The sequence below is a fragment of the Rhizobium sp. RAF56 genome (genome assembly GCF_052113965.1).
GTDB lineage: Bacteria > Pseudomonadota > Alphaproteobacteria > Rhizobiales > Rhizobiaceae > Rhizobium.
In genome coordinates this window covers 47,641-68,760 of record NZ_JBFRDU010000012.1, presented here as the reverse complement: position 1 = coordinate 68,760, position 21,120 = coordinate 47,641, and the positions used below count along the sequence as shown (strand labels likewise).

Sequence of the window (21,120 nt, the reverse complement as noted above, 5' to 3'; positions counted from 1 at the left end):
TCCGCCTGCCGGTAGAACGCTAACGTTGCCCTTCACACTCGTGTCACGATTCCGCGTTAGCGCTGCCGCGCATCGCTCATCCCGTCAGGAGGAAGCCCATGTGGCTCAGTAATTTTACCCTCGTTCTTCCAAGTGAAGTCATCGAGGGCGCGTCGGTTCGCGTCGAGGACGGGATGATTGCGGAGATCCGGCCGGGCACGGTTTCTTTCTCGACCTTCGACGGCGGCGGACGGCTGTTGATGCCGGGTTTTGTAGATCTGCATGGCGACATGATCGAGCGCGAGATCGCGCCGCGGCCGAATGCGACGATGCCGATTGATTTCGGCATTCACGAACTCGACAAGAAGCTCGCAGCCGCCGGCGTGACAACGGCCTTTGCGGCGATCTCCTTTGCCACCGAGAGCGTCTACGGCCACGTCCGTTCGCTGGAAACCACCTCTGCCGTGATAAAAGGCATCAACCGACTGCGCGACCGTCTGCTCGTCGATCATCGCGTGCACGCCCGCTACGAGATCACCAATCTCGGCGCCGCCCCGGCGTTGGAAGCGCTCATCGCGAGCGGCAGCGTTGACATGGTGTCGCTGACGGACCACACGCCCGGCCAGGGACAGTACAACAACATCGAGGCCTATATCCTCAGCATGTCCGAGCGGCGCGCGATCTCGCGCGAAGCCGCTGCCGAGGCCGTCGCCCGGCGGATCGCCGAGCGCGACAATCCCGATGTCGGCATCAAGCTTCGCGATATCGTCGGCCAGTCGCGCAGACGCGGACTGTCGCTCGCTTCCCACGATGACGACAGTGCCGAGAGGGTCGCGGAAATGCATGACCTCGGTGTGACGATGAGCGAGTTTCCGGTGACGCTGGCCGCCGCGGCGGAAGCGCGCCGCCGTGGGCTCTGGACGCTGATGGGCGCCCCGAATGCGCTGCGCGGCCAATCCATGTCGGGCAATCTGAGCGCGCTCGATGCCGCCCGCGCCGGCCTGCTCACCACCATCGCCGCTGATTATCATCCTGCCGCCTTTCTGCTGGGCATCTTCAAGATCGCCGATGCGATCGGCGGCAATCTGGCCGCCGCGGTCGCCATGGCGACACGCGATGCGGCCCGCGCGGCGGGGCTGACGGACCGCGGCGAGATCGCGATCGGCCAGCGCGCCGATTTGGTGGCGGTGGAGACGGGCGAAGTGCCGCGCATTCGCGCAAGCTTCCGCGGTGGTCGCGTCGTCTATAGCGACGGTACGCTGCATCCGCTGAGAGCGCTCGCGGCCTGAAAACGCTCCGAGTTCGAAACCCCTCTTCACAGGGGAGGGGCTTAAAGCGTGTCAGCCGATCAGGGAAATGAGCGTGCCGTGGTCGCCATGGGCGGCGCCGTCGCCTGCAGACACGGCCTTGCCGTCCTTCATCGCCACACGGCCTTCCGCAAAGAGTTTCAGGGCCTGGGGATAGAGTTGGTGCTCGATGGTGAGCACGCGCGCGGCAAGTGTCTCGGGGTCGTCGCCGGCAAGCACAGGCACGGCTGCCTGACCGATAACAGGGCCTTCGTCCATGCCCTCGGTGACGAAATGTACCGTGCAGCCGGCGATCCGCATGCCGGCGTCTATGGCGCGTTGGTGGGTGTGGAGGCCCGGAAAGAGCGGCAGCAGCGACGGATGGATATTGATGATCCGGCCTTCGTAGCGCTGGATGAAGGCAGCGGTCAGCAGCCGCATATAGCCGGCAAGGCAGATGATATCAGGCGAAAGCGCGTCCAGGGCATCGAAAATCGCCGCCTCGTGCGCTTCCTTGCTGGCATAGGCTTTGCGCACAAAGGAGAAGGTCGCAATGCCCTCGGCCGCCGCCTTTTCGAGACCGCCCGCATCCGCCCTGTCGGAGATGACGCCGACGATTTCGGCTGGATAGTCTTTAGACTTCGCGGCCTTCACCAGCGCCATCATGTTGGAGCCGCCGCCGGAAATGAAGACGGCGACGCGTTTGCGCGCCGAACTCATATCGCAAGCGTACCCTTGTAGACCGTGCCGCGCGCACCTTCGGTGCGGGTGACCATGCGGCCAAGCGTGACCACGGTTTCGCCTTCGGCTTCAAGCGCCTTGGTGACCGACTGGACGTCAGCGGCCGCAACGACGGCGATCATCCCGACGCCGCAGTTGAAGGTGCGCAGCATTTCCTTTGCCTCGACGCCGCCCGTCTTCGCCAGCCACAAGAACACCGGCGGGACCTTCACCGCGGCAAGATCGATCTCGGCGGCAAGATGCTTCGGCAGCACGCGCGGAATGTTTTCCGGAAAGCCGCCGCCGGTGATGTGGGCGAGCGCCTTGATCGCACCGGTCTCGCGGATGGCCTTGAGCAGCGGCTTCACATAGATCCGCGTCGGCGTCAGCAGCGCTTCGCCGAGCGTCTTGCCTTCGGCGAATGGCGCCGGCGCATCCCAGGCGAGGTCCGAGAGCGAAACGATCTTGCGCACCAACGAAAATCCGTTGGAATGCACGCCGGAGGACGCAAGGCCAAGAATGACGTCGCCTTCCGCGACATCGCCGGAAGGCAGAAGCTTGCCGCGCTCGGCAGCACCCACCGCAAACCCGGCCAGATCGTAGTCGCCATCGGAATACATGCCGGGCATCTCGGCGGTCTCGCCGCCGATCAGTGCGCAGCCCGCTTCGCGGCAGCCGGCCGCGATGCCGCCGACGATCGCGGCACCCTGATCGGGATCGAGTTTGCCGGTCGCGAAATAGTCGAGGAAGAACAGCGGCTCCGCACCCTGCACGACGAGGTCGTTGACGCACATGGCAACGAGATCGATGCCGACCGTGTCGTGATAGTCCGCGTCGATGGCGATCTTGAGCTTCGTGCCGACGCCGTCGTTGGCGGCGACGAGCACCGGATCGGTGAAGCCCGCGGCCTTCAGGTCGAAAAGGCCGCCGAAGCCGCCGATCTCGCCGTCCGCACCTGGACGGCGCGTCGAACGGACAGCCGGCTTGATCTTCTCGACGAGCAGGTTGCCGGCATCGATATCGACGCCCGCGTCGCTATAGGTCAGACCGTTTTTTCCAGACTGGCTCATGCTGATCTCCGATGGCTGCCACACGCCAATGTACCGGCGTAACATTCGGGTCGCAATTGCATGACAAGCCCCAATATGCAAGGCGTTGCAGGATGAGCCCCACATTTTCTCCGCACATGGGGTTCCCTAAACCCGTGGTCCCATCGGGTGGTTGCCAAACGAAATCGCAAATTCGTATCCGGCGGTTGGCGCATACGATATTATCTGATTCTGGCAGTGCCCATGCCTCCCCCCTCCATTGGGAAAGCATCGTTCATGCGGGGCTTCTAGCGATTGAACCGACTGTTCGGGCGCAATGCATAAGGAGGGATTGCGGTAACGGCTCGCAATGGGAGGTTTTGGTGAAACTGTCTGCACCTGTCTATCGCTTGAAGCGAAACGCAAAACTGTTGGCTCGGAAGGAAGACATTCCTTTGCACGAAGCGCTTGATCGCGTCGCGGTCGGGGAAGGTTTCAGCAGTTGGAGTTTGCTTGCCGCCAAGTCAGCCGAGAGTGGCCCCGCCGGCATGTTGGTCGATCAATTGATGTGCGGCGAGTTGCTGCTGCTCGGCGCACGCCCAGGCCAGGGCAAGACTTTGCTCGGTCTTGAGCTGGTTGTGGAAGCCATGAAACGTGGTGATCGCGGTCTTTTCTTCACGCTCGAATACACCGAAAAGGACGTCGCGGACCGTTTCCGCGCTCTCGGGGTCGACCGGGAGCATTTCGGTGAACGGTTTGAACTGGACAGTTCCGACGCGATCAATGCCGCGCATATCATTGGCAGATTGGCCACGGCGCCCCGTGGAACCTTGGTCGTGATCGACTATCTGCAACTCCTCGATCAGAGACGCGACAACCCGGCGCTGAGCATTCAGGTTCGCGCGCTGAAGGCATTTACCCGGGAGCGGGGATTGATCATGGTTTTCCTCTCCCAGATAGATCGTTCATACGATCCGGCGAGCAAGGCGTTCCCCGATCTTTCGGATGTCCGCTTGCCGAACCCGCTTGATTTGACCTTGTTCGACAAGACCTGCTTCCTCAACAACGGAAAAGTGCGGTTCGGAGTCGCAGGCTGGCGTCAAGTAGCCGGGGGATGAAACCGCCTGTGGGAGGAGGTGTCGGCGCATAGGCGGTGGCGACAAACGATCTTGACCATGCTTGTGGCGCCATCCTATGTGCTAGCGCAACGGGCTTCAGGCCAGACAGTCGGGGAAAGCGATGGAACATCACGTCAGCGGCGCGGGCCTCAAGCGTCAGATCGTGTTCTGGCTTGTGGTGCTTGCGCTTTTCATCACCTTCCTGTTCCTTTTCAGCTCGATCCTGCTGCCGTTCCTGATGGGTATGGCGATTGCCTATTTTCTGGATCCCATAGCTGACCGGCTGGAGCGGCTGGGGCTCAGCCGCCTGATGGCGACGGTGGTTATCCTGGTTTCCTTCGTCGTCGTTTTCGCGCTGACCTTGATGATCGTCATCCCCATCATCATTAGCCAGTTCAATGATTTCGTGCAGCATGTGCCGGCCTACGTGCAGCAGCTGCAGGACTTCGCCAACCATGCGCAGACCACGATGCTGCCGAAGTGGGTGCGCAACAATGTGGGCTCGCTCAAGGACAATTTCTCCAACATCATGTCCGAGGGGCTCGGCTTCGTCGTCGGCCTCTTCGCGCAGATCTGGAGCTCGGGCAAGGCGCTGGTCAACATCGTCTCGCTGCTGATCGTAACGCCCGTTGTCGCCTTCTATATCCTGCTCGACTGGGACCGTATGATCGCCAAGGTCGACGGCTGGATCCCGCGCGACCACGTGGCGACGGTCAGGGAGATCGCGGCCGAGATCGATCTCGCGATTGCAGGCTTCATCCGCGGGCAGGGCTCGCTCTGCATCATTCTCGGGGTCTATTACGGTGTCGGCCTTTCGCTGGTGGGCCTGAACTTCGGCCTGCTGATCGGCTTTTTCGCCGGCATGATCAGCTTTATTCCTTACGTCGGCTCGCTGGTGGGCCTGGTGCTTGCGGTCGGCGTCGCGTTGGTACAGTTCTGGCCGGATTATCTGTGGGTGGGGCTGGTCCTCGTCGTCTTTTTCACCGGCCAGTTCCTCGAGGGCAACGTGTTGCAGCCGAAGCTGGTCGGGTCGAGCGTCGGGCTTCACCCGGTCTGGCTGATGTTTGCGCTGTTCGCCTTTGGCGCGATGTTCGGTTTCGTCGGCCTGCTGGTCGCGGTGCCCGCCGCTGCCGTCTGCGGCGTCCTTGTCCGCTTCGCGCTTTCGCGGTACCTTCACAGCGACCTCTATTACGGACGGACGTCTGCCGGCACTGTCCGCAAGCCGAAGGCCCGCAGCAATCCCGAGACATGAAATGAATGACGACAAGAAGGCTGGCGGATCGCGAAAGAGCGCCGAACAGCTGCCGCTGGCTTTTACCCATGACGCTGCGACCGGCCGTGAAGATCTGCTCGTTTCCGATCCGCTGAGCGCGGCGGTGGCGATCGTCGATTCCTGGCCGAACTGGCCGTCGCCTGTAGTCGTCCTTGCCGGCCCCATCGGCTCGGGCAAGACGCATCTGGCAGGCATCTGGCAGGCACGCAGCGGCGCGGTGCCTATCCACCCGCGCGCCGGATCAGGCGCCGCACTGACGGCGGCTGCCGATCCCGTGGTGTTCGAGGACGCGGACCGCCGCGGCTTCGACGACACGGAGCTGTTTCACGTCATCAACAGCGTTCGCGAGAACGGCACCGGTCTTCTGATCACCAGCCGCCTGTGGCCGATGTCGTGGCCGGTGGAGCTGCCGGACCTTCGCTCGCGCCTGCGCGCGGCGACCGTGGTGGAGATCGGCGAGCCGGACGAAGAACTGCTGTCACAGGTCATCGTTAAGCTCTTCGCCGATCGGCAGCTCTTCATTGACGACAAGCTGGTGCTCTACATCGTCAACCGCATGGAGCGTTCGCTCAATGCCGCCCAGACGATCGTCGAGCGGCTGGATCGGCTGGCGCTCGCACGCGGCACCCGCATCACGCGGACGCTTGCCGCTGAAGTATTGAATGAATTGGGAAATTCCGATCTGATGGACTGACTGTCACAGTTCTGTCGCGAAACTGTTATAGTTGCAGGGCAAGAAAAATGGGGCAGGTGTGCAAGCATGGATTCGGCAGTCACGGAACAGCAGGAAGATAACCAGGCGGCTGCCGAGGCGCGGGTCAACGACCTCCTTTCCAGTCCCGACCGGTTCATAAACCGCGAGTTCTCCTGGCTGCAGTTCAACCGTCGTGTTCTCGAGGAAACGCTGAACACCGATCACCCGCTTCTGGAGCGCGTTCGCTTCCTGTCGATTTCGGCCGACAATCTCGATGAGTTCTTCATGGTCCGCGTCGCCGGCCTGGAAGGTCAGATCCGGCAAAATATCGTGGTGCGCAGCCCGGACGGCAAGACGCCCGCCGAGCAGCTCGACGACATACTGCGCGAGATCGATAACCTTCAGATGGAGCAGCAGGCATCGCTCGCTGTTCTGCAGCAGTATCTCGCCAAGGAGGATATCCTGATCGTGCGGCCGGCCGCACTGTCAGAAGCGGACCGGAAATGGCTCGCAGTCGAATTCGACCAGGCGATCTTCCCGGTGTTGACGCCGCTGTCGATCGATCCGGCGCATCCGTTCCCGTTCATCCCCAACCTCGGTTTCTCTATAGCGCTGCAGCTGGTCAGCAAGCACGGCCGTGACCCGATGACGGCACTGCTGCGCCTGCCGCCGGCGCTCGATCGTTTCGTGCGTCTTCCCGATGCCGGCAACGTCATTCGCTACATCACGCTGGAAGACGTGGTGAACATCTTCATCCACCGGCTCTATCCCGGCTATCAGATGGAGGAATCCGGAACCTTCCGCATCATCCGTGACAGCGACATCGAGGTCGAGGAAGAAGCCGAAGATCTGGTGCGCTTCTTCGAGACCGCGCTGAAGCGCCGGCGCCGCGGTTCGGTGATCCGCATCGAGACCGATTCCGAAATGCCGGCCTCGCTGCGCCACTTCGTCGTTACCGCGCTGAATATTCCGGAGAACCGCGTGGCCGTTCTCCCGGGGCTGCTTGCGCTCAACACGCTTTCGGAGATCACCAAGGCGCCACGCGAGGACCTTCGGTTTCAGCCCTATAATGCGCGATTTCCCGAACGCGTCCGCGAGCATGCCGGCGACTGCCTCGCCGCCATCCGCGAAAAGGACATGGTGGTCCACCATCCCTACGAATCTTTCGACGTGGTGGTGCAGTTCCTGCTCCAGGCTGCGCGCGATCCTGACGTTCTGGCGATAAAGCAAACGCTCTACCGCACCTCCAACGACAGCCCGATCGTCCGCGCCCTCATCGATGCGGCGGAGGCGGGCAAATCCGTAACCGCGCTGGTCGAACTCAAGGCACGCTTCGACGAGGAGGCCAACATCCGCTGGGCGCGCGATCTGGAACGGGCGGGGGTGCAGGTCGTCTTCGGCTTCATCGAACTCAAGACCCATGCGAAGATGTCGCTGGTCGTCCGCCGCGAGGAAGGCAAGCTGCGCACCTATTGCCATCTCGGCACCGGCAACTATCACCCCGTCACGGCCAAGATATACACCGACCTTTCCTTCTTCACCTGCGACCCGACGATCGCCCACGACATGGCGAACATCTTCAACTTCATCACCGGCTACGGCGAGCCTGAGGAAGAGATGAATATCGCGGTGTCGCCCCATACGCTGAGGCCGCGTATCCTGAAGCATATCGCAGGCGAGATCGAGCATGCCCGCAGCGGCAAGCCGGCCGCGATTTGGATGAAGATGAATTCGCTGGTCGATCCGGAGATCATCGACGCGCTCTACCGGGCAAGCCACGCCGGCGTTGAAATTGACCTGGTAATCCGTGGCATCTGCTGCCTGCGTCCTCAGGTTCCCGGCCTTTCCGACAATATTCGCGTCAAGTCGATCGTCGGCCGCTTCCTGGAACACAGCCGCATCTTCTGCTTCGGCAACGGCCAAGGTCTGCCGTCGGAAAAGGCGCTCGTCTATCTCGGTTCGGCCGACATGATGCCGCGCAATCTCGATCGCCGCGTCGAAACGCTTGTTCCGCTCACCAATCCGACCGTGCATCGGCAAGTTCTTTCACAGATCATGCTGGGCAATCTGATTGACAACCAGCAAAGCTACGAGATATTGCCCGACGGTACCTCCCGGCGCATGGAAGTGCGCAAGGGCGGTGAGCCGTTTAACGCGCAGCAGTATTTCATGACCAATCCAAGCCTTTCGGGGCGGGGCGGGGCCGTGAAGTCCAGTGCGCCAAAACTGATCGCCGGCTTGTTGTCGGGCCGCAAAAAATAGCTGAGACTGCATGGTTGAGTCAGAAGCCCAGGGACGCCTTCCTGGCATTCATCCGGTATCCGTCGTGGACATCGGTTCCAACTCCGTTCGCCTCGTTGTCTATGAGGGTCTCTCCCGGTCACCAACCATCCTCTTTAACGAGAAGGTGCTGTGCGGTCTTGGCAAGGGGATAGCGCTGAGCGGACGCATGGACGACGATAGCGTACAGCGCGCGCTTGCGTCGCTGCATCGCTTTAAGGCGCTTTCGGATCAAGCCCGTGCCAAGACGATGTATGTGCTCGCCACCGCCGCCGCGCGCGAGGCCAGCAACGGCGCCGACTTCATCCGCCAGGCCGAAACGATCCTTCAGCGCAAGGTCCGTGTGCTCTCCGGCGAGGAGGAGGCGCGATATTCGGCGCTCGGCATCATCAGCGGCTTCTTCGATCCCGACGGCATTGCCGGCGACCTCGGCGGCGGTTCGCTGGAACTGATCGATATCAAGGGCCACGAGATCGGCCCAGGCATAACGCTGCCGCTTGGCGGCCTGAGGCTCGCCGAATATGCCGGCGGGTCGCTTTCAAAGGCTGCGGCTTTTGCAAAGAAATACGTCAAGACGGCGAAAGTCCTCGCCAAGGGCGAAGGGCGTACCTTCTACGCGGTCGGCGGCACCTGGCGAAACATCGCCAAGCTGCACATGGAGATGCGCGGCTATCCGCTCCACATGATGCAGGGTTACGTCGTGCCGCTCGACGAGATGCTGCGCTTCCTGGAGCAGATTTCCGCCAAGGACTCGAAAGAGCCGGCGTTCCAGATCATATCCAAGCACCGCCGCGCACTTCTGCCCTTCGGCGCGATCGCCATGAAGGAAGTGCTGAGCGCCATGAAGCCGGCGACGGTGACTTTTTCCGCGCAAGGGGTTCGCGAAGGCTACCTCTATTCGATGCTTTCCGATGGCGAGCGCGATCGCGACCCGCTGCTCGCGGCCGCCGACGAACTGGCGATCCTTCGAGCCCGCTCGCCGGAGCATGCCCGCGAACTTGCCGAGTGGACGGGGCGGATGATGCCTTTCTTCGGCGTGACCGAGACGGACGAGGAGAGCCGCTACCGCCAGGCCGCCTGCCTGCTCGCCGATATCAGCTGGCGCGCGCATCCGGACTACCGAGGTCTGCAAGCGCTGAACGTGATCGCGCATTCGTCATTCGTCGGCATCACCCATGCCGGCCGCGCCTTCATCGCGCTTACCAACTACTATCGCTTCGAGGGCCTTAACGACGATGGCGCGACCGGCCCGCTCGCCACCATCGCCACGCAGCAGTATCTCGACCGGGCAAAGCTGCTCGGGGGGTTGCTGCGCGTCGTATACCTGTTCTCGGCCTCCATGCCGGGCGTTGTGCGCAACCTGACCTTCCGGCAATCCTCAAGCCCGGATTTCGAGATCGAATTCGTCGTGCCCCATGCGTATCGCGACTTTGCCGGGGAGCGCCTCGAGGGCCGGCTGCAACAGCTTGCGAAGCTGACCAACCGTCGGCTCACCTTCCGCTTCGAGTAGCACTGTCAATCCACCGTCTCCCCGGACTTGATCCGGGGTCCAGCGCGCAAGTCCTTGCGCAAAAAGGGTCTTTCGCACCGCCGACGCGGCGCGGCTGGATACCGGCTCAAGGCCGGTATGACGGAGTATCGCAAAAGAAAAGGCCGGATGGACGTTCACCATCCGGCCTTGTAGTTCGCTGACAACGTCGTATGGCTTTTCACGGCGACACCCCAATCCACCGTCTCCCCGGACTTGATCCGGGGTCCAGCGCGCAAGTCCTTGCGCAAAAAGGGTCTTTCGCCCCGCCGACGGCGGCGTTGCTGGATACCGGCTCAAGGCCGGTATGACGGAGTATCGCAAAAAGACGACTTTCTCATTTGGCGTTCAGAAACGCTCCGACTTCGAGCAGGCTGAACTCGTTGTCGTCTGCCTTGTCGACGGCGCGGCCGGCGGAGAAGGGCAGGTTGTTGTCGTTGCCTATGATGATGTGGGTGGCGTCGACACGGTCGACGTTTTCGATCGTGACGAACGGCATGTCGTAATAGCCCTTGCCGCTGCCGGCACGCTTCTTGTTGTCGGGATCTTCGATGTGCAGCAGATCGATGTAGCCGATCTTGCGCACCGCCTTGCCGGCATTGGCGTCGTTGAACTCGATCTTGTAGACGCGCTTCAGCTCGGCCGGCGCTTCGAAGCAATCCGGCTTCGGCTGCTTCGGATCGGCGCAGGCCTTGTCCTTCGTGCCGGCGCCGTTGTCGCGCTCGATGACGAGGGCGGTCGTTTCGTCCAGCATGTTGAAGTCGCCGATGGAAACACCCTTGTCGGCGAAGGGGTAGAGCCAGCTGCGGCCCGTCCAGTTCTTCGAGGCGACATCGAATTCGGCAATGCGGATCGCGGTGTGGCCGTCCACGCTTTCCATCTGCCCGTCGTCCTTGTACAGCGGACCTTCGAGCAGGCCATAAAGCTTCGAGCCGTCCTTCGACATCGCAAGGCCCTCGAAGCCGCCCGAGCGCTTCAGGTTGAATGCTGGCATCTTCTGGGTCGGATTGCCCGGCAGTTGCAGCAGCGCATTATCCGGCGACAGCACCGGCTTGCCGTCGATGACGGTCGAAAGGACATCGGTCAACCGGCCTTCGGTGTCGAATTTCAGGATGTAAGGGCCGAATTCATCGCCGATCCAGAAGCCGTCGGCGACGGGCTGGACGGATTCGATGTCGAAATCGGCGCCGGTCAAATAGCGCTTGTCGCTGCCTTCCATGACGATGGGGAAGGGGGCTTTTTTGTCCGGGTCGCTGAGGAAAAGGTTCTTGAGGATTTCGACCTTGCCGTTGTCCCAGTCGAACTTCACCTGGTGCAGGAAGAGCATGGCGTCGCTGGAATTGGCCTTGGAGCCGAAGCCGTTGTCGGTGAGCGTCCAGAAGGTGCCGCCTGGCATCGCCTTGATGCCTGAGAATCCCTGAACCGCCTGGCCGTCGAAGGGCAGCTTCAGGTCGGTGACGCGGGCGCCATCCTTGCCGGGCACGGTTGCGAGCGCTTCAGTGCGCTTGCGATCCGGCGTCGTGAACTTGCCGGCATGCTTCAGAAATTCCGCCGCATCCTCGGGCGGGGACGCCATCGTGTTCGCGGGCAGGATAGCCTGCGAGGCAAGTTTTGCTGGAAATGCCTGTTCATCGGCAAAAGCCGATGCTGCGGCGAAAACAAAGAGTGCGGTCGAAGCAAGGAGTAGCCGTTTCATCTGAATGACCCCAGCGTGAAGGATTATAAGGCAGCCTTCGCTTAGAGGCGGGGGATGTCGGCCAAGCGACGATTGGATGAAGCTTCAGTGACGCCATGTGCATCAGGCGCGGCGATTGGCGACCAATCTGAGCGGAGCCCTTGCCCGGATGCGGCTGAGCGCCATGACGCCGAGCTTTTGCCCACGACCTTTCAGCGCGTGCTCGCCGAGATCGTCGGCGACGATGTCCTCGGGAAGCGTCAGCCGGCTTGCGAGATCGCTGGAGATCAACACCTGTCGCTCCAGCGTCTTGGACAGCGCCTCCAGCCGCGCCGTCGTGTTCACCGTGTCCCCGAAATAGGTGATCTTGTGATGATCGACGCCGATTTCAGCGGTGATGATGTCGCCGCCGTGCAGGGCTGCGCGCAGCCGGGGCACATGGCCGTAGGACGCCTGCCAATTTGCGGCGTTGGCGTCGATGTCGGCGAGAATGTCGAAGATGCAGCGCACGCAGCGGGCGTCCTTGACGCCGCGCGCCAGCGGCCAGGTAATGATCGCCGCATCGCCGACATAGTCGTCTATCGCGCCTTTGTGCCGCCGCACGGGTTCGGCGAAAGCGCTGAACAGCGACCCTAGAAGCTGCTGGGCGCGCAGGTCGCCGAATTCCTCGGCAAAGGAGGTTGAACCGGCAAGGTCGATAAACAGGAAGACGCGCTCCTCGCGTACCGGATTGCGGTAGCGGCTCGTGAGAAGGCTGAGAAAGATGTCGCGGCCGAGCAGTTCGCGCACCCTCAGCACGAAAACCACGATCGCCGACATCGCGATCGCATAGAGGAAGACGTCCGCCGGCAACAGCGTCACCTCTTTCCAACTGCCCCGCAATAGTCCCAGCCACTTGAGAAGGCTGCCGGCGGCGGCAAAGCCCGCGCCGATGAATGCGAAGTCCATCACCAGCGCGAAGAGGAGAAAGGCAAGAGTGGGAAGGCCGTGCATCCATTTGTGGAGGCGAGGCGAGATCAGGCCGCGCTCGAAGGCCAGGAGCGGCAGGCCGCAAAAAAGCGCGAAGACCGCGCCCACATAGGCGGGGTTTCCGGTCGAAAAAAAGACATTGTAGAGAACGCCGCTCGCCGCGATGAAAATCGCGATCAAGATCCAGTTCAGCACCGAGGGCAATCTGGCCATGCCGTCAATCCGCTTGGGTTCAGCAGGCCTATTCTTGCCCTCGTGCGACGCCCGTCAAGGGCCCGACGCAAACTGCGTCTCGACGCGAAGCTGACGAAGCTTAGCCTGGAAGCGTGACGGCCTCGACCTTCTTGCCGACAAAACGCAGCGCCACCTGGCCATTGATCAGCTGCAGCGCGGTTTCGCCGAAGAGATCTCGCCGCCAGCCGTGCAGGGCGGCAACATCGGCCTTGTCGCCCTCGGCTGCGATCTTGTCGATGTCTTCGCTGTTGGCTATGACCTTGGGGGCGACGCCGTGCTTCTCGGCGATGAGCTTCAGCAGCACCTTGAGGAGCTCGGCCGCGGCCGCGGTACCTTCCGGCGCCTGCGTATGGCGCGGCACATGCGGCATATCCGCCTTCGGCAACGCCAGGGCCTCGTTCACGGCATCGATGACGGCGGCGCCTGAAGCGGAGCGTTCCCAACCCTTGGGAATCGTGCGGAGCCGGCTCAACGCCTCGCCATCCTTGGGCTGCTGCTGGGCGATCTCATAAATAGCATCATCTTTCAGCACACGGGCACGCGGCACATTGCGGTTGCGCGCCTCGCGCTCGCGCCAGGCCGCGACATATTTCAACACCGCGAGCTCCTGCGGTTTGCGCAGTCGCATCTTCAGCCGTTGCCAAGCGTCGTCGGGATGGATTTCGTAGGTTTCGCGGGCTTCGAGGATCGCCATTTCCTCGGCCAGCCAGGAGGCGCGGCCTTCGCGCTCCAGCTGCGCCTTGAGATGGAGATAGACGTCGCGCAGGTGCGTCACGTCGGCAAGCGCGTAGTCGTGCTGCTTTTCCGAGAGCGGCCGGCGGCTCCAGTCGGTGAAGCGGGAGGTCTTGTCGATCTGAACGTTCTTGATGCGGCTGACGAGCTGGTCGTAGGAAACGCTATCGCCGAAGCCGCAGACCATGGCGGCCACCTGCGTGTCGAAAATCGGATGCGGCACCAGATTGCCGCGATTGACGATGATTTCGATGTCCTGCCGGGCGGCGTGGAAAACCTTGAGCACCGAGGTGTCGGCCATCAGCTCGAAGAACGGCTTAAGATCAATGCCCTTGGCAAGAGGATCGACAACCACCTCCGTCGTCGGGCTCGCCATTTGAATGAGGCAGAGTACCGGCCAGAAGGTAGTTTCGCGCAAAAACTCGGTATCGATCGTAATGAATTCTGACTTGGCCAGCTCGTTGCAGGCCGCCTCCAATTCGGCGGTTGTTTCGATCATGTCAACACATTCGTCGGATATTAGTTCGTCAACCTTCCTTCCTCTTTCGCCCGAATATGTCAATACGATCAAAGGAACGAATGGTTATGCGACACGCAAATAACTCGTCATGCCCGTCTTTTGATGTTCGATGATGTGGCAATGCAGCACCCAGTCGCCCGGATTGTCGGCGACAAGCCCGAGCTGCACCTTTTCGTTCGGCTCGATGAGATAGGTGTCGGATATGAGCGGCAGTACGGTGCGCGTCGAGGAGGAGAGCACCACAAAACTCATTCCGTGCAGGTGGATGGGGTGCAGGTGCGGCGTCAGGTTCTCCATGTCGATCACATAGCTCTTGCCAAGTTTGAGCTCGGCGAGCGGCGCCATCGGGTCCGGTTGGTCGCCGCCCCAGGTCACCTTGTTGATCGCCCAGAAGCTATAGCCGAGAGAGCCGCAGACGCTGTCGTGAACGGGGGCGTTCTCGGCTGTTGCGCTCAGCGTCAGCGGGATGTGCTGGGCTGATCCGACATCGACTTTCGCGACGGGATTGGTCTCCAGCGGCCCGAGATCGCCGATCGCCCGCTTCAGCGACGTGCCGACGGCGCGAAATGTCGCGAGCGTCTTCGGAGTGGTGCCGCGAACGTCGGAAAGCGTGACGACCGCCCCCTCGCTGTCAGGCATGCGCACGGCAAGCTCCAGGCGCTGGCCGGGACCGAGGGTCAGCACGTCCAGCGCAAAACGGCTCGGCACCGGATTGCCGTCGATTGCGATAACCGCCGCCTCGCCGCCATCCAGCTTGAAGGTATGGACGCGGGTGACGTCGGTGATTGCGATCCTCACGCGCAGGAGCCCGCCTGCCGGCGCGTCGTATTGCGGCTGTTGTTTCCAGTTGGTTGTCCTGACGGTGCCATATGTGCCCGCCTTGGCGGCGTCGCGTGGGCGAAACTGGTCGATGAACTGCCCGTCGCCGCCGAGCCGCCAGTCACGCAGGTTGAGAACCACCTCCGCATCGAAGGCAGGATCGTTGGGGTTTTCGACGACGATGACGCCCGTCAGCCCGTGTCCCATTTGCGTGAGCGTGTTGCAGTGCGGGTGATACCAGAAGGTGCCTGCATCCGGCGGTGTGAAGGCATAGTCGAATTTGTCGCCGGTATAGACGTAGGGTTGAGTGAGGAAAGGCACGCCGTCCATGCGGTTCGGAATTCTCAAGCCGTGCCAATGGACGGTCGTCGGGTCGTCGATGCCGTTGACGAGGCGGGCCGCGAAGGCTTCGCCCTTTCTCATGCGCACGACAGGCGGCATCCCCTCGCTGCCATAGCTGAGGACGTCTTTTGTCACGCCAGCATCCGTCAGACCTGCTTTTATCTTGGCCGTCTTGAGGATCAGCGGCTCGGTCGCCGCCTTGGCGGTGCCGAAACGTCCGGCAAGTCCGATCCCCGCGCCATAGGCTGCCGCGACCGCTGAGGCTTTGATAAGGTTACGGCGGGTGAGGGCGGGCATCGAGGCTTCTCCGGAGGCAAGGAATTCGCCTCTTTTAAAGTTGAGCGTCGGTTTCAGCAATATGGCTGCTGAAGACCGACTGCCGCACCCCCGCTACCGCTCGTCCTGTTCCGAAGGAGGAGTGGCAAGCTTGTTGAAGAAGGTGGATGTGCGCAGCAGGTTGCGGAACCGCATCCGGCGTTGGGCCGTGGGTACCCCTTCGCGCACCGTCATGCGCTGCAGCGTGTAGAGCATGAACACGAAGAGCACGACGGCCATATAGGCAAAGAGCACGCGCGGTCCGAAGATATCCAGCATGAAGGAAGCGAAGAGCGGGCCGACGATGGCGCCGATCGACCAGAAGAACAGCGTGCCGGCCGACACCAGCGCGTGCTGGCCGGGGGCGGCGTGGTCGTTCGCATGGGCCGAACAGAGCGAGTAGAGCGGCATGCAGAATGCGCCGAAGAGGAATATGCCGGCGAAGTTGCGCCATTCGTTGCTACCGGCGATGAACGTCAGGAACAGGCAGGCGGCGAGCGATCCGAGCGCCGAGATGAGAATGATCAGCCGCCGGTCGAGCCGGTCGGAATAGGCACCGAGCGGATACTGCAGCACGATGCCGGCAAAGATGCCGACGCTCATGAAGGTGGCGATTTCGGTGACGGATAAGCCGATGCCATCTGCATAGACGGGACCGAGCGAGCGAAACACCGAGTTGGTCAGGCCAACAACGATGCAGCCGATCGTCGCCAGCGGCGATACGTTCCAGAGCGTGCGGATGTCGAAGCGGATGGCCTCGGGTATACCGGGGCTCGAGCGGTCGGTGAGTGAAATCGGTACGAGAGAAAGAGTCAAAGCCATTGAAATAACGGCGAAAAGCTGGAAGCCATCGATGCCGACCGTCGGAATCAGATATTGCGCGAGCGTCACCGAGCCGAGATCGACGAAGCGATAGATGGAGAGCGTGCGCGCGCGCGTCGCGTTGGTTACCCGCGCGTTCAACCAGCTCTCGACGACCGCGAACAGACCGGCGAAGCAGAGACCCTGCAGCAGCCGCATGGCGAACCAGAACCAGGGCTGGATCAGGAGCACCATGGCGATCGATGCCGCCGACGCGATTGCCGCGAGTGCCGAGAAGGTGCGGATGTGCCCGATGGAGCGGATGATGCGGGTGACATACATGCAGCCGATCGCAAAGCCGATGTTGTAGCCGGTACCGACCAGACCGATCGTCGATGCCGAAAAACCTTCCTGCAGCGCGCGCAGCGATATGAAGGTGGACTGCAAGCCGTTGCCGCCGATCAGGATGCCGGCGGTGGCAAGCAGGGGAATGAGCGGGCGGATCTGGGACATGCGGGCGGGACTTCCGGATATGGCACGGCGTCGAGTCGGTAGCCATCCCTATGTAGCGGCGCTGGACACGAGAAGACAGTGCAAATTCCGGCCGAAACTCGTTCGTTCTGGCGAGAATGCCTCGTTGTAAGCGAAAGCGAATGGCCAAAACCGCCGTTTTCGGTCGGGGGAAGGCAATTGCGCTTTCGTCACGGCTTGATGCAACGCGGGCCGGTCTTGACAGATCGGCCCGATGCGAGGGTTTGGCAAGCCCAGCCGCCCGGTGGCCGGACGCGACGCTGTCAACCAGCGCCCCGCCTATTCGACCAGCATCGCCTACTGCGGCGATAGGGTTTCCAACTCCTTCAATCTCTGCAGAGCGGCCTGCTGACGCAACATGCCGTAGCCTATGTTGCTGGCGTTGAGGGTGCTGCCCTCCTGATGAGGGAATTGGTCGAAGTCTGCGAAGAAGTCCTTGATCTTCCCCTGGATCGGCACGAGCAGCCACATATTGCGGGCAAGGAATTCAATCGCACCGCCTCCCTCCTCGAGACCTCGCTCGTAGGGATCCATTCGCAAATTCGCGATGAGCGCCCAGGCGGGCGTTTCACGTACGCCGGTTGCGATATTGCCGTGCGCGACCGCGAAGCTCAGCTTCCAGTCGTTCCAGCGGATGGCGTTGAGATTGCCGCCCTGGTCGAAATAGTAGACCACATCGCGCGGCGTTTCCTTGTTCGTGCCTTTTAGGAGATCGGTCAGGTCATAGCCGTCGAGATGAACCTTGAATTCCTTTGTGCCGGACTTGAAGCCCTCCTTCATCTTGCCCTTGACGTCGTCGACTCCAGCGGCGGTGGCGAAAGTAGGCAGCCAGTCCATCAGCGTCACGATGTCGTTGATCTGCGTGCCCGGCTTTACGACTCCCGGCCAGCGGACCATCATCGGAATGCGGAAGCCGCCCTCCCAGGTCGTGCCCTTTTCGCCATGGAATGGCGTCATGGCGCCGTCGGGCCACAGCGCGATTTCGGCGCCGTTGTCCGTGGTGTAGAGCACGATCGTGTCGTCGGCGATGCCGAGATCGTCGAGTTGCTTCAAGAGTTCGCCCACCATGCCGTCATGCTCGACCATGCCGTCGGCATGGATGCCTTTGCCGGTCTTGCCGAGCGATTCTTTCTTCAAGTGGGTGAAGACGTGCATGCGGGTCGAATTGAACCAGACGAAAAACGGCTTGTCGGCCTTGTGCTGCCGATCGATGAAATCCTTGGCGGCGGCAAGAAATTCCTCGTCCACGGTTTCCATGCGCTTGGTGTTGAGCGGGCCAGTGTCCTCGATCTTGCCGTCGGCGAAGGAATGGATGACCCCGCGCGGGCCGAACTTCTTACGGAACTCCGCATCCTTCGGGTAGAAATAACCCTCGGGCTCTTCCTCGGCGTTGAGGTGGTAAAGGTTGCCGAAGAATTCGTCGAAGCCGTGGTTGGTCGGCAGGTGCTGGTCCTGGTCGCCAAGATGGTTCTTGCCGAACTGACCGGTCGCGTAGCCTTGTGCCTTCACAACATCCGCGATGGTGGGCATCCAGTCCTGGATACCGTGCGGGTCGCCGGGCATGCCGATCGTCAGAAGGCCGGTGCGGAACGGCTCCTGCCCGAGGATGAAGGAAGCGCGTCCGGCCGTGCAGCTCTGCTGGCCATAGGAATCGGTGAAGATCGCGCCTTCCGCGGCGATGCGGTCTATGTTGGGGGTGCGGTAGCCCATCAGGCCCATCGTATAGGCGCTGATCTGGGGGACGCCGATATCATCGCCGAAAATGACGAGGATGTTCGGCGGTTTCTTGCCGTTCGCGGCGGGTTGCTGCTGCGCCTGTGCCTTCTCGACATGTGAAGCCGCAGCGATGATCGAGCTGGCGGCAAGAACGCTGCCCCCAAGCAGGATATCGCGCCGACTAACGTTGAGGGGGCCGGCACCCCCGCGTTCTTCTCCAGATCCATTCTTACCGTCGGCTGAGCTCGGCATGACATTCTCCCTTGGTTTGGAATGCTTTGATTGTCCGCAGTCGGAGATAGGGCTTCGAGGATGCTCGACAGGGAGGGGTGGGCCAAGTTGCGTAACAGTTACACGGCGCGGGCGAACGGAAACACGACAAGGCGTTTCCGGGGCGTCTCCGGTTTGGTCACGCAAGCGTTACCTCGTGATGCGCGCCAACCGCCTTCAGCCTTGACAAATCAGGCTGGTCATGCGCTTTTCCGCCCCCATTCGACCATGCGTCCGCGCGCGTGCTTCGACGCTTGCGCGGCTTTTTGCAATTCCGGGATAATACAATGCATCGTTACCGCAGCCACACTTGTGCCGCTCTTCGCAAATCCGACGTCGGATCGACCGTTCGTATCTCCGGCTGGGTTCACCGCGTCCGTGACCACGGCGGCCTGTTGTTCATCGATCTGCGCGATCACTACGGCACCACCCAGATCGTCGCCGACCCGGACTCTCCTGCTTTCAAGCTGGCCGAGACCGTGCGCGGCGAATGGGTCATCCGCGTCGACGGCCTCGTCAAGGCGCGCACCGAAGATACGATCAACAAGGCGATGCCGACCGGCGAGATCGAACTCTACGCGCAGGAAATCGAGGTCCTGTCGGCAGCCAAAGAGCTGCCGCTGCCGGTTTTCGGCGAGCCGGACTATCCGGAAGACGTGCGCCTCAAGTACCGCTTCCTCGACCTGCGCCGCGAGACGCTGCACAAGAACATCATCACCCGCACCAAAGTCATCCGCGACATGCGCAACCGCATGGAAGAGATTGGCTTTACGGAATATTCCACGCCGATCCTCACGGCCTCGTCGCCGGAAGGCGCGCGCGACTTCCTGGTCCCGAGCCGTATCCACCCCGGCACTTTCTTCGCGCTGCCGCAAGCGCCGCAGCAGTATAAGCAGCTTTTGATGGTCGCGGGCTTCGACCGCTACTTCCAGATCGCGCCGTGTTTCCGCGACGAAGACCCGCGCGCAGACCGCCTGCCGGGCGAATTCTACCAGCTCGACCTGGAAATGAGCTTCGTCACGCAGGAAGACGTCTGGAACACGATGGAGCCGGTCATGCGGGGCGTGTTCGAACAGTTTGCGAACGGCAAGCCGGTAACGCAGAGCTTCCCTCGCATTCCTTACGACGAAGCCATCCGCAAGTACGGCTCCGACAAGCCGGATCTGCGCAACCCGATCGTCATGCAGTCCGTGACCGAACATTTCGCCGGCTCCGGTTTCAAGGTCTTCGCGAACATGATCGCGTCGAACCCGAAGGTCGAAGTCTGGGCTATACCGGCCAAGACCGGCGGTAGCCGCGCATTCTGCGACCGCATGAACGCCTGGGCGCAATCGACCGGCCAGCCTGGCCTCGGTTACATCTTCTGGCGCAAGGAGGGCGACAAGCTCGAAGGCGCCGGCCCGCTTGCCAAGAACATTGGCGAGGAGCGCACCGACGCGATCCGCACCCAGCTCGGTCTCGACGACGGCGACGCCTGCTTCTTCGTCGCCGGCGACCCGGCAAAGTTCTACAAGTTCGCCGGCGAAGCCCGCACCCGCGCCGGCGAGGAGCTGAACCTCGTCGACCGCGACCGCTTCGAACTGTGCTGGATCGTCGATTTCCCGTTCTTCGAATGGAGCGAGGAAGAAAAGAAGATCGACTTCGCCCACAACCCGTTCTCGATGCCGCAGGGCGGCCTCGACGCGCTGGAAAACCAGGATCCGCTGACGATCAAGGCCTTCCAGTACGACATGGTCTGCAACGGCTTCGAAATCGCCTCCGGCTCGATCCGTAACCAGTCGCCGGAACTGATGGTCAAGGCCTTCGAGAAGGTGGGTCTCAGCCAGGCAGACGTCGAGGAGCGTTTCGGCGGTCTTTATCGCGCGTTCCAGTACGGCGCTCCGCCGCATGGCGGCATGGCGGCGGGCATCGACCGCGTGGTCATGCTTGTTGTGGGCGCCAAGAACCTGCGCGAAATCACGCTGTTCCCGATGAACCAACAGGCTCAGGATCTCCTGATGGGTGCGCCGTCGCCGGCAACCCCGACGCAGCTCAGAGAACTCGCGATCCGGCCAATCCCGCCACAGAAGAAGGACTAAGCTCCCCTTGGGGCGCGCGTAAAAACAAATACATAGAACCCGGCGACCGAAATCGCCGGGTTTTTCGTATCCGCCGTTATGGTCTAATTCGTCACGGCGCCGGACGGCGTCGCTGGCGCCATTTCCTTTTTCGTCCCTTGCAGGAGAGCGGGGGCGGTCCCATGTCTGTTAGTGCTGGGGCATCGCCGCTTGGCAACGGATGCGACGTTGAA

At 61.9% G+C, this 21,120-nt stretch carries 15 protein-coding genes; 7 read left to right on the top strand and 8 right to left on the bottom strand.

The genetic code is table 11. The annotated features are described in order from the left end of the window. Nucleotides 1-98: 98 nt before the first annotated feature. On the top strand, nucleotides 99-1,268 hold the full coding sequence (locus AB4048_RS12235) for an alpha-D-ribose 1-methylphosphonate 5-triphosphate diphosphatase (RefSeq protein ID WP_442202234.1): 1,170 nt from the start codon (nucleotides 99-101) through the stop codon (nucleotides 1,266-1,268). A gap of 51 nt (nucleotides 1,269-1,319) precedes the next feature. Here the strand turns inward: AB4048_RS12235 and purN are convergent, their stop codons facing one another. After that, nucleotides 1,320-1,985 carry a phosphoribosylglycinamide formyltransferase gene (gene purN, locus AB4048_RS12230; RefSeq protein ID WP_442202233.1) on the bottom strand — a complete coding sequence of 222 codons (666 nt, stop codon included), beginning with the start codon at nucleotides 1,983-1,985 and terminating at the stop codon, nucleotides 1,320-1,322. Further along, entirely contained in the window at nucleotides 1,982-3,055 is a 1,074-nt protein-coding gene (purM, locus tag AB4048_RS12225) for a phosphoribosylformylglycinamidine cyclo-ligase (RefSeq protein WP_442202232.1), read from the bottom strand. Before purM ends, purN begins: the two co-directional genes overlap by 4 nt. Nucleotides 3,056-3,396: 341 nt before the next feature. Between purM and AB4048_RS12220 the strand changes: the two genes are divergently transcribed. From AB4048_RS12220 to ppx, 5 genes are all read left to right on the top strand, one after another. Then, entirely contained in the window at nucleotides 3,397-4,131 is a 735-nt protein-coding gene (locus AB4048_RS12220; RefSeq protein ID WP_442202231.1) for a DNA helicase, read from the top strand. Between the two features lie 121 nt (nucleotides 4,132-4,252). Beyond that, nucleotides 4,253-5,383, top strand: coding sequence for an AI-2E family transporter (locus AB4048_RS12215; RefSeq protein WP_442202230.1), 1,131 nt, complete (start codon nucleotides 4,253-4,255; stop codon nucleotides 5,381-5,383). A 1-nt stretch (nucleotide 5,384) separates the two neighbouring features. Beyond that, nucleotides 5,385-6,098, top strand: a complete 714-nt coding sequence (gene hdaA, locus AB4048_RS12210; protein ID WP_442202229.1) for a DnaA regulatory inactivator HdaA — start codon at nucleotides 5,385-5,387, stop codon at nucleotides 6,096-6,098. 66 nt (nucleotides 6,099-6,164) lie between these two features. After that, the gene (locus AB4048_RS12205; RefSeq protein ID WP_442202228.1) at nucleotides 6,165-8,360 is read left to right on the top strand and encodes an RNA degradosome polyphosphate kinase; all 2,196 of its coding nucleotides are present in this window, start codon (nucleotides 6,165-6,167) and stop codon (nucleotides 8,358-8,360) included. Nucleotides 8,361-8,370: 10 nt separating this feature from the next. Further along, on the top strand, nucleotides 8,371-9,888 hold the full coding sequence (gene ppx / locus AB4048_RS12200) for an exopolyphosphatase (RefSeq protein ID WP_442202227.1): 1,518 nt from the start codon (nucleotides 8,371-8,373) through the stop codon (nucleotides 9,886-9,888). A gap of 355 nt (nucleotides 9,889-10,243) precedes the next feature. Here the strand turns inward: ppx and AB4048_RS12195 are convergent, their stop codons facing one another. From AB4048_RS12195 to AB4048_RS12170, 6 genes are all read right to left on the bottom strand, one after another. Continuing rightward, on the bottom strand, nucleotides 10,244-11,602 hold the full coding sequence (locus AB4048_RS12195) for an esterase-like activity of phytase family protein (protein ID WP_442202226.1): 1,359 nt from the start codon (nucleotides 11,600-11,602) through the stop codon (nucleotides 10,244-10,246). Nucleotides 11,603-11,704: 102 nt separating this feature from the next. Further along, nucleotides 11,705-12,763, bottom strand: coding sequence for an adenylate/guanylate cyclase domain-containing protein (locus tag AB4048_RS12190; protein ID WP_442202225.1), 1,059 nt, complete (start codon nucleotides 12,761-12,763; stop codon nucleotides 11,705-11,707). A 100-nt stretch (nucleotides 12,764-12,863) separates the two neighbouring features. Next, a complete protein-coding gene (gene rnd, locus AB4048_RS12185) occupies nucleotides 12,864-14,015 on the bottom strand; it encodes a ribonuclease D (protein ID WP_442202224.1) in 1,152 nt (383 codons plus the stop codon). Nucleotides 14,016-14,099: 84 nt separating this feature from the next. Continuing rightward, entirely contained in the window at nucleotides 14,100-15,494 is a 1,395-nt protein-coding gene (locus tag AB4048_RS12180; protein ID WP_442202223.1) for a multicopper oxidase family protein, read from the bottom strand. 93 nt (nucleotides 15,495-15,587) lie between these two features. Next, a complete protein-coding gene (locus tag AB4048_RS12175) occupies nucleotides 15,588-16,826 on the bottom strand; it encodes an MFS transporter (protein WP_442202222.1) in 1,239 nt (412 codons plus the stop codon). Nucleotides 16,827-17,141: 315 nt separating this feature from the next. Continuing rightward, on the bottom strand, nucleotides 17,142-18,812 hold the full coding sequence (locus AB4048_RS12170; RefSeq protein WP_442202221.1) for an arylsulfatase: 1,671 nt from the start codon (nucleotides 18,810-18,812) through the stop codon (nucleotides 17,142-17,144). Nucleotides 18,813-19,117: 305 nt separating this feature from the next. Between AB4048_RS12170 and aspS the strand changes: the two genes are divergently transcribed. After that, the gene (aspS, locus tag AB4048_RS12165) at nucleotides 19,118-20,908 is read left to right on the top strand and encodes an aspartate--tRNA ligase (RefSeq protein ID WP_442202220.1); all 1,791 of its coding nucleotides are present in this window, start codon (nucleotides 19,118-19,120) and stop codon (nucleotides 20,906-20,908) included. The last annotated feature ends 212 nt before the right edge of the window (nucleotides 20,909-21,120 follow it).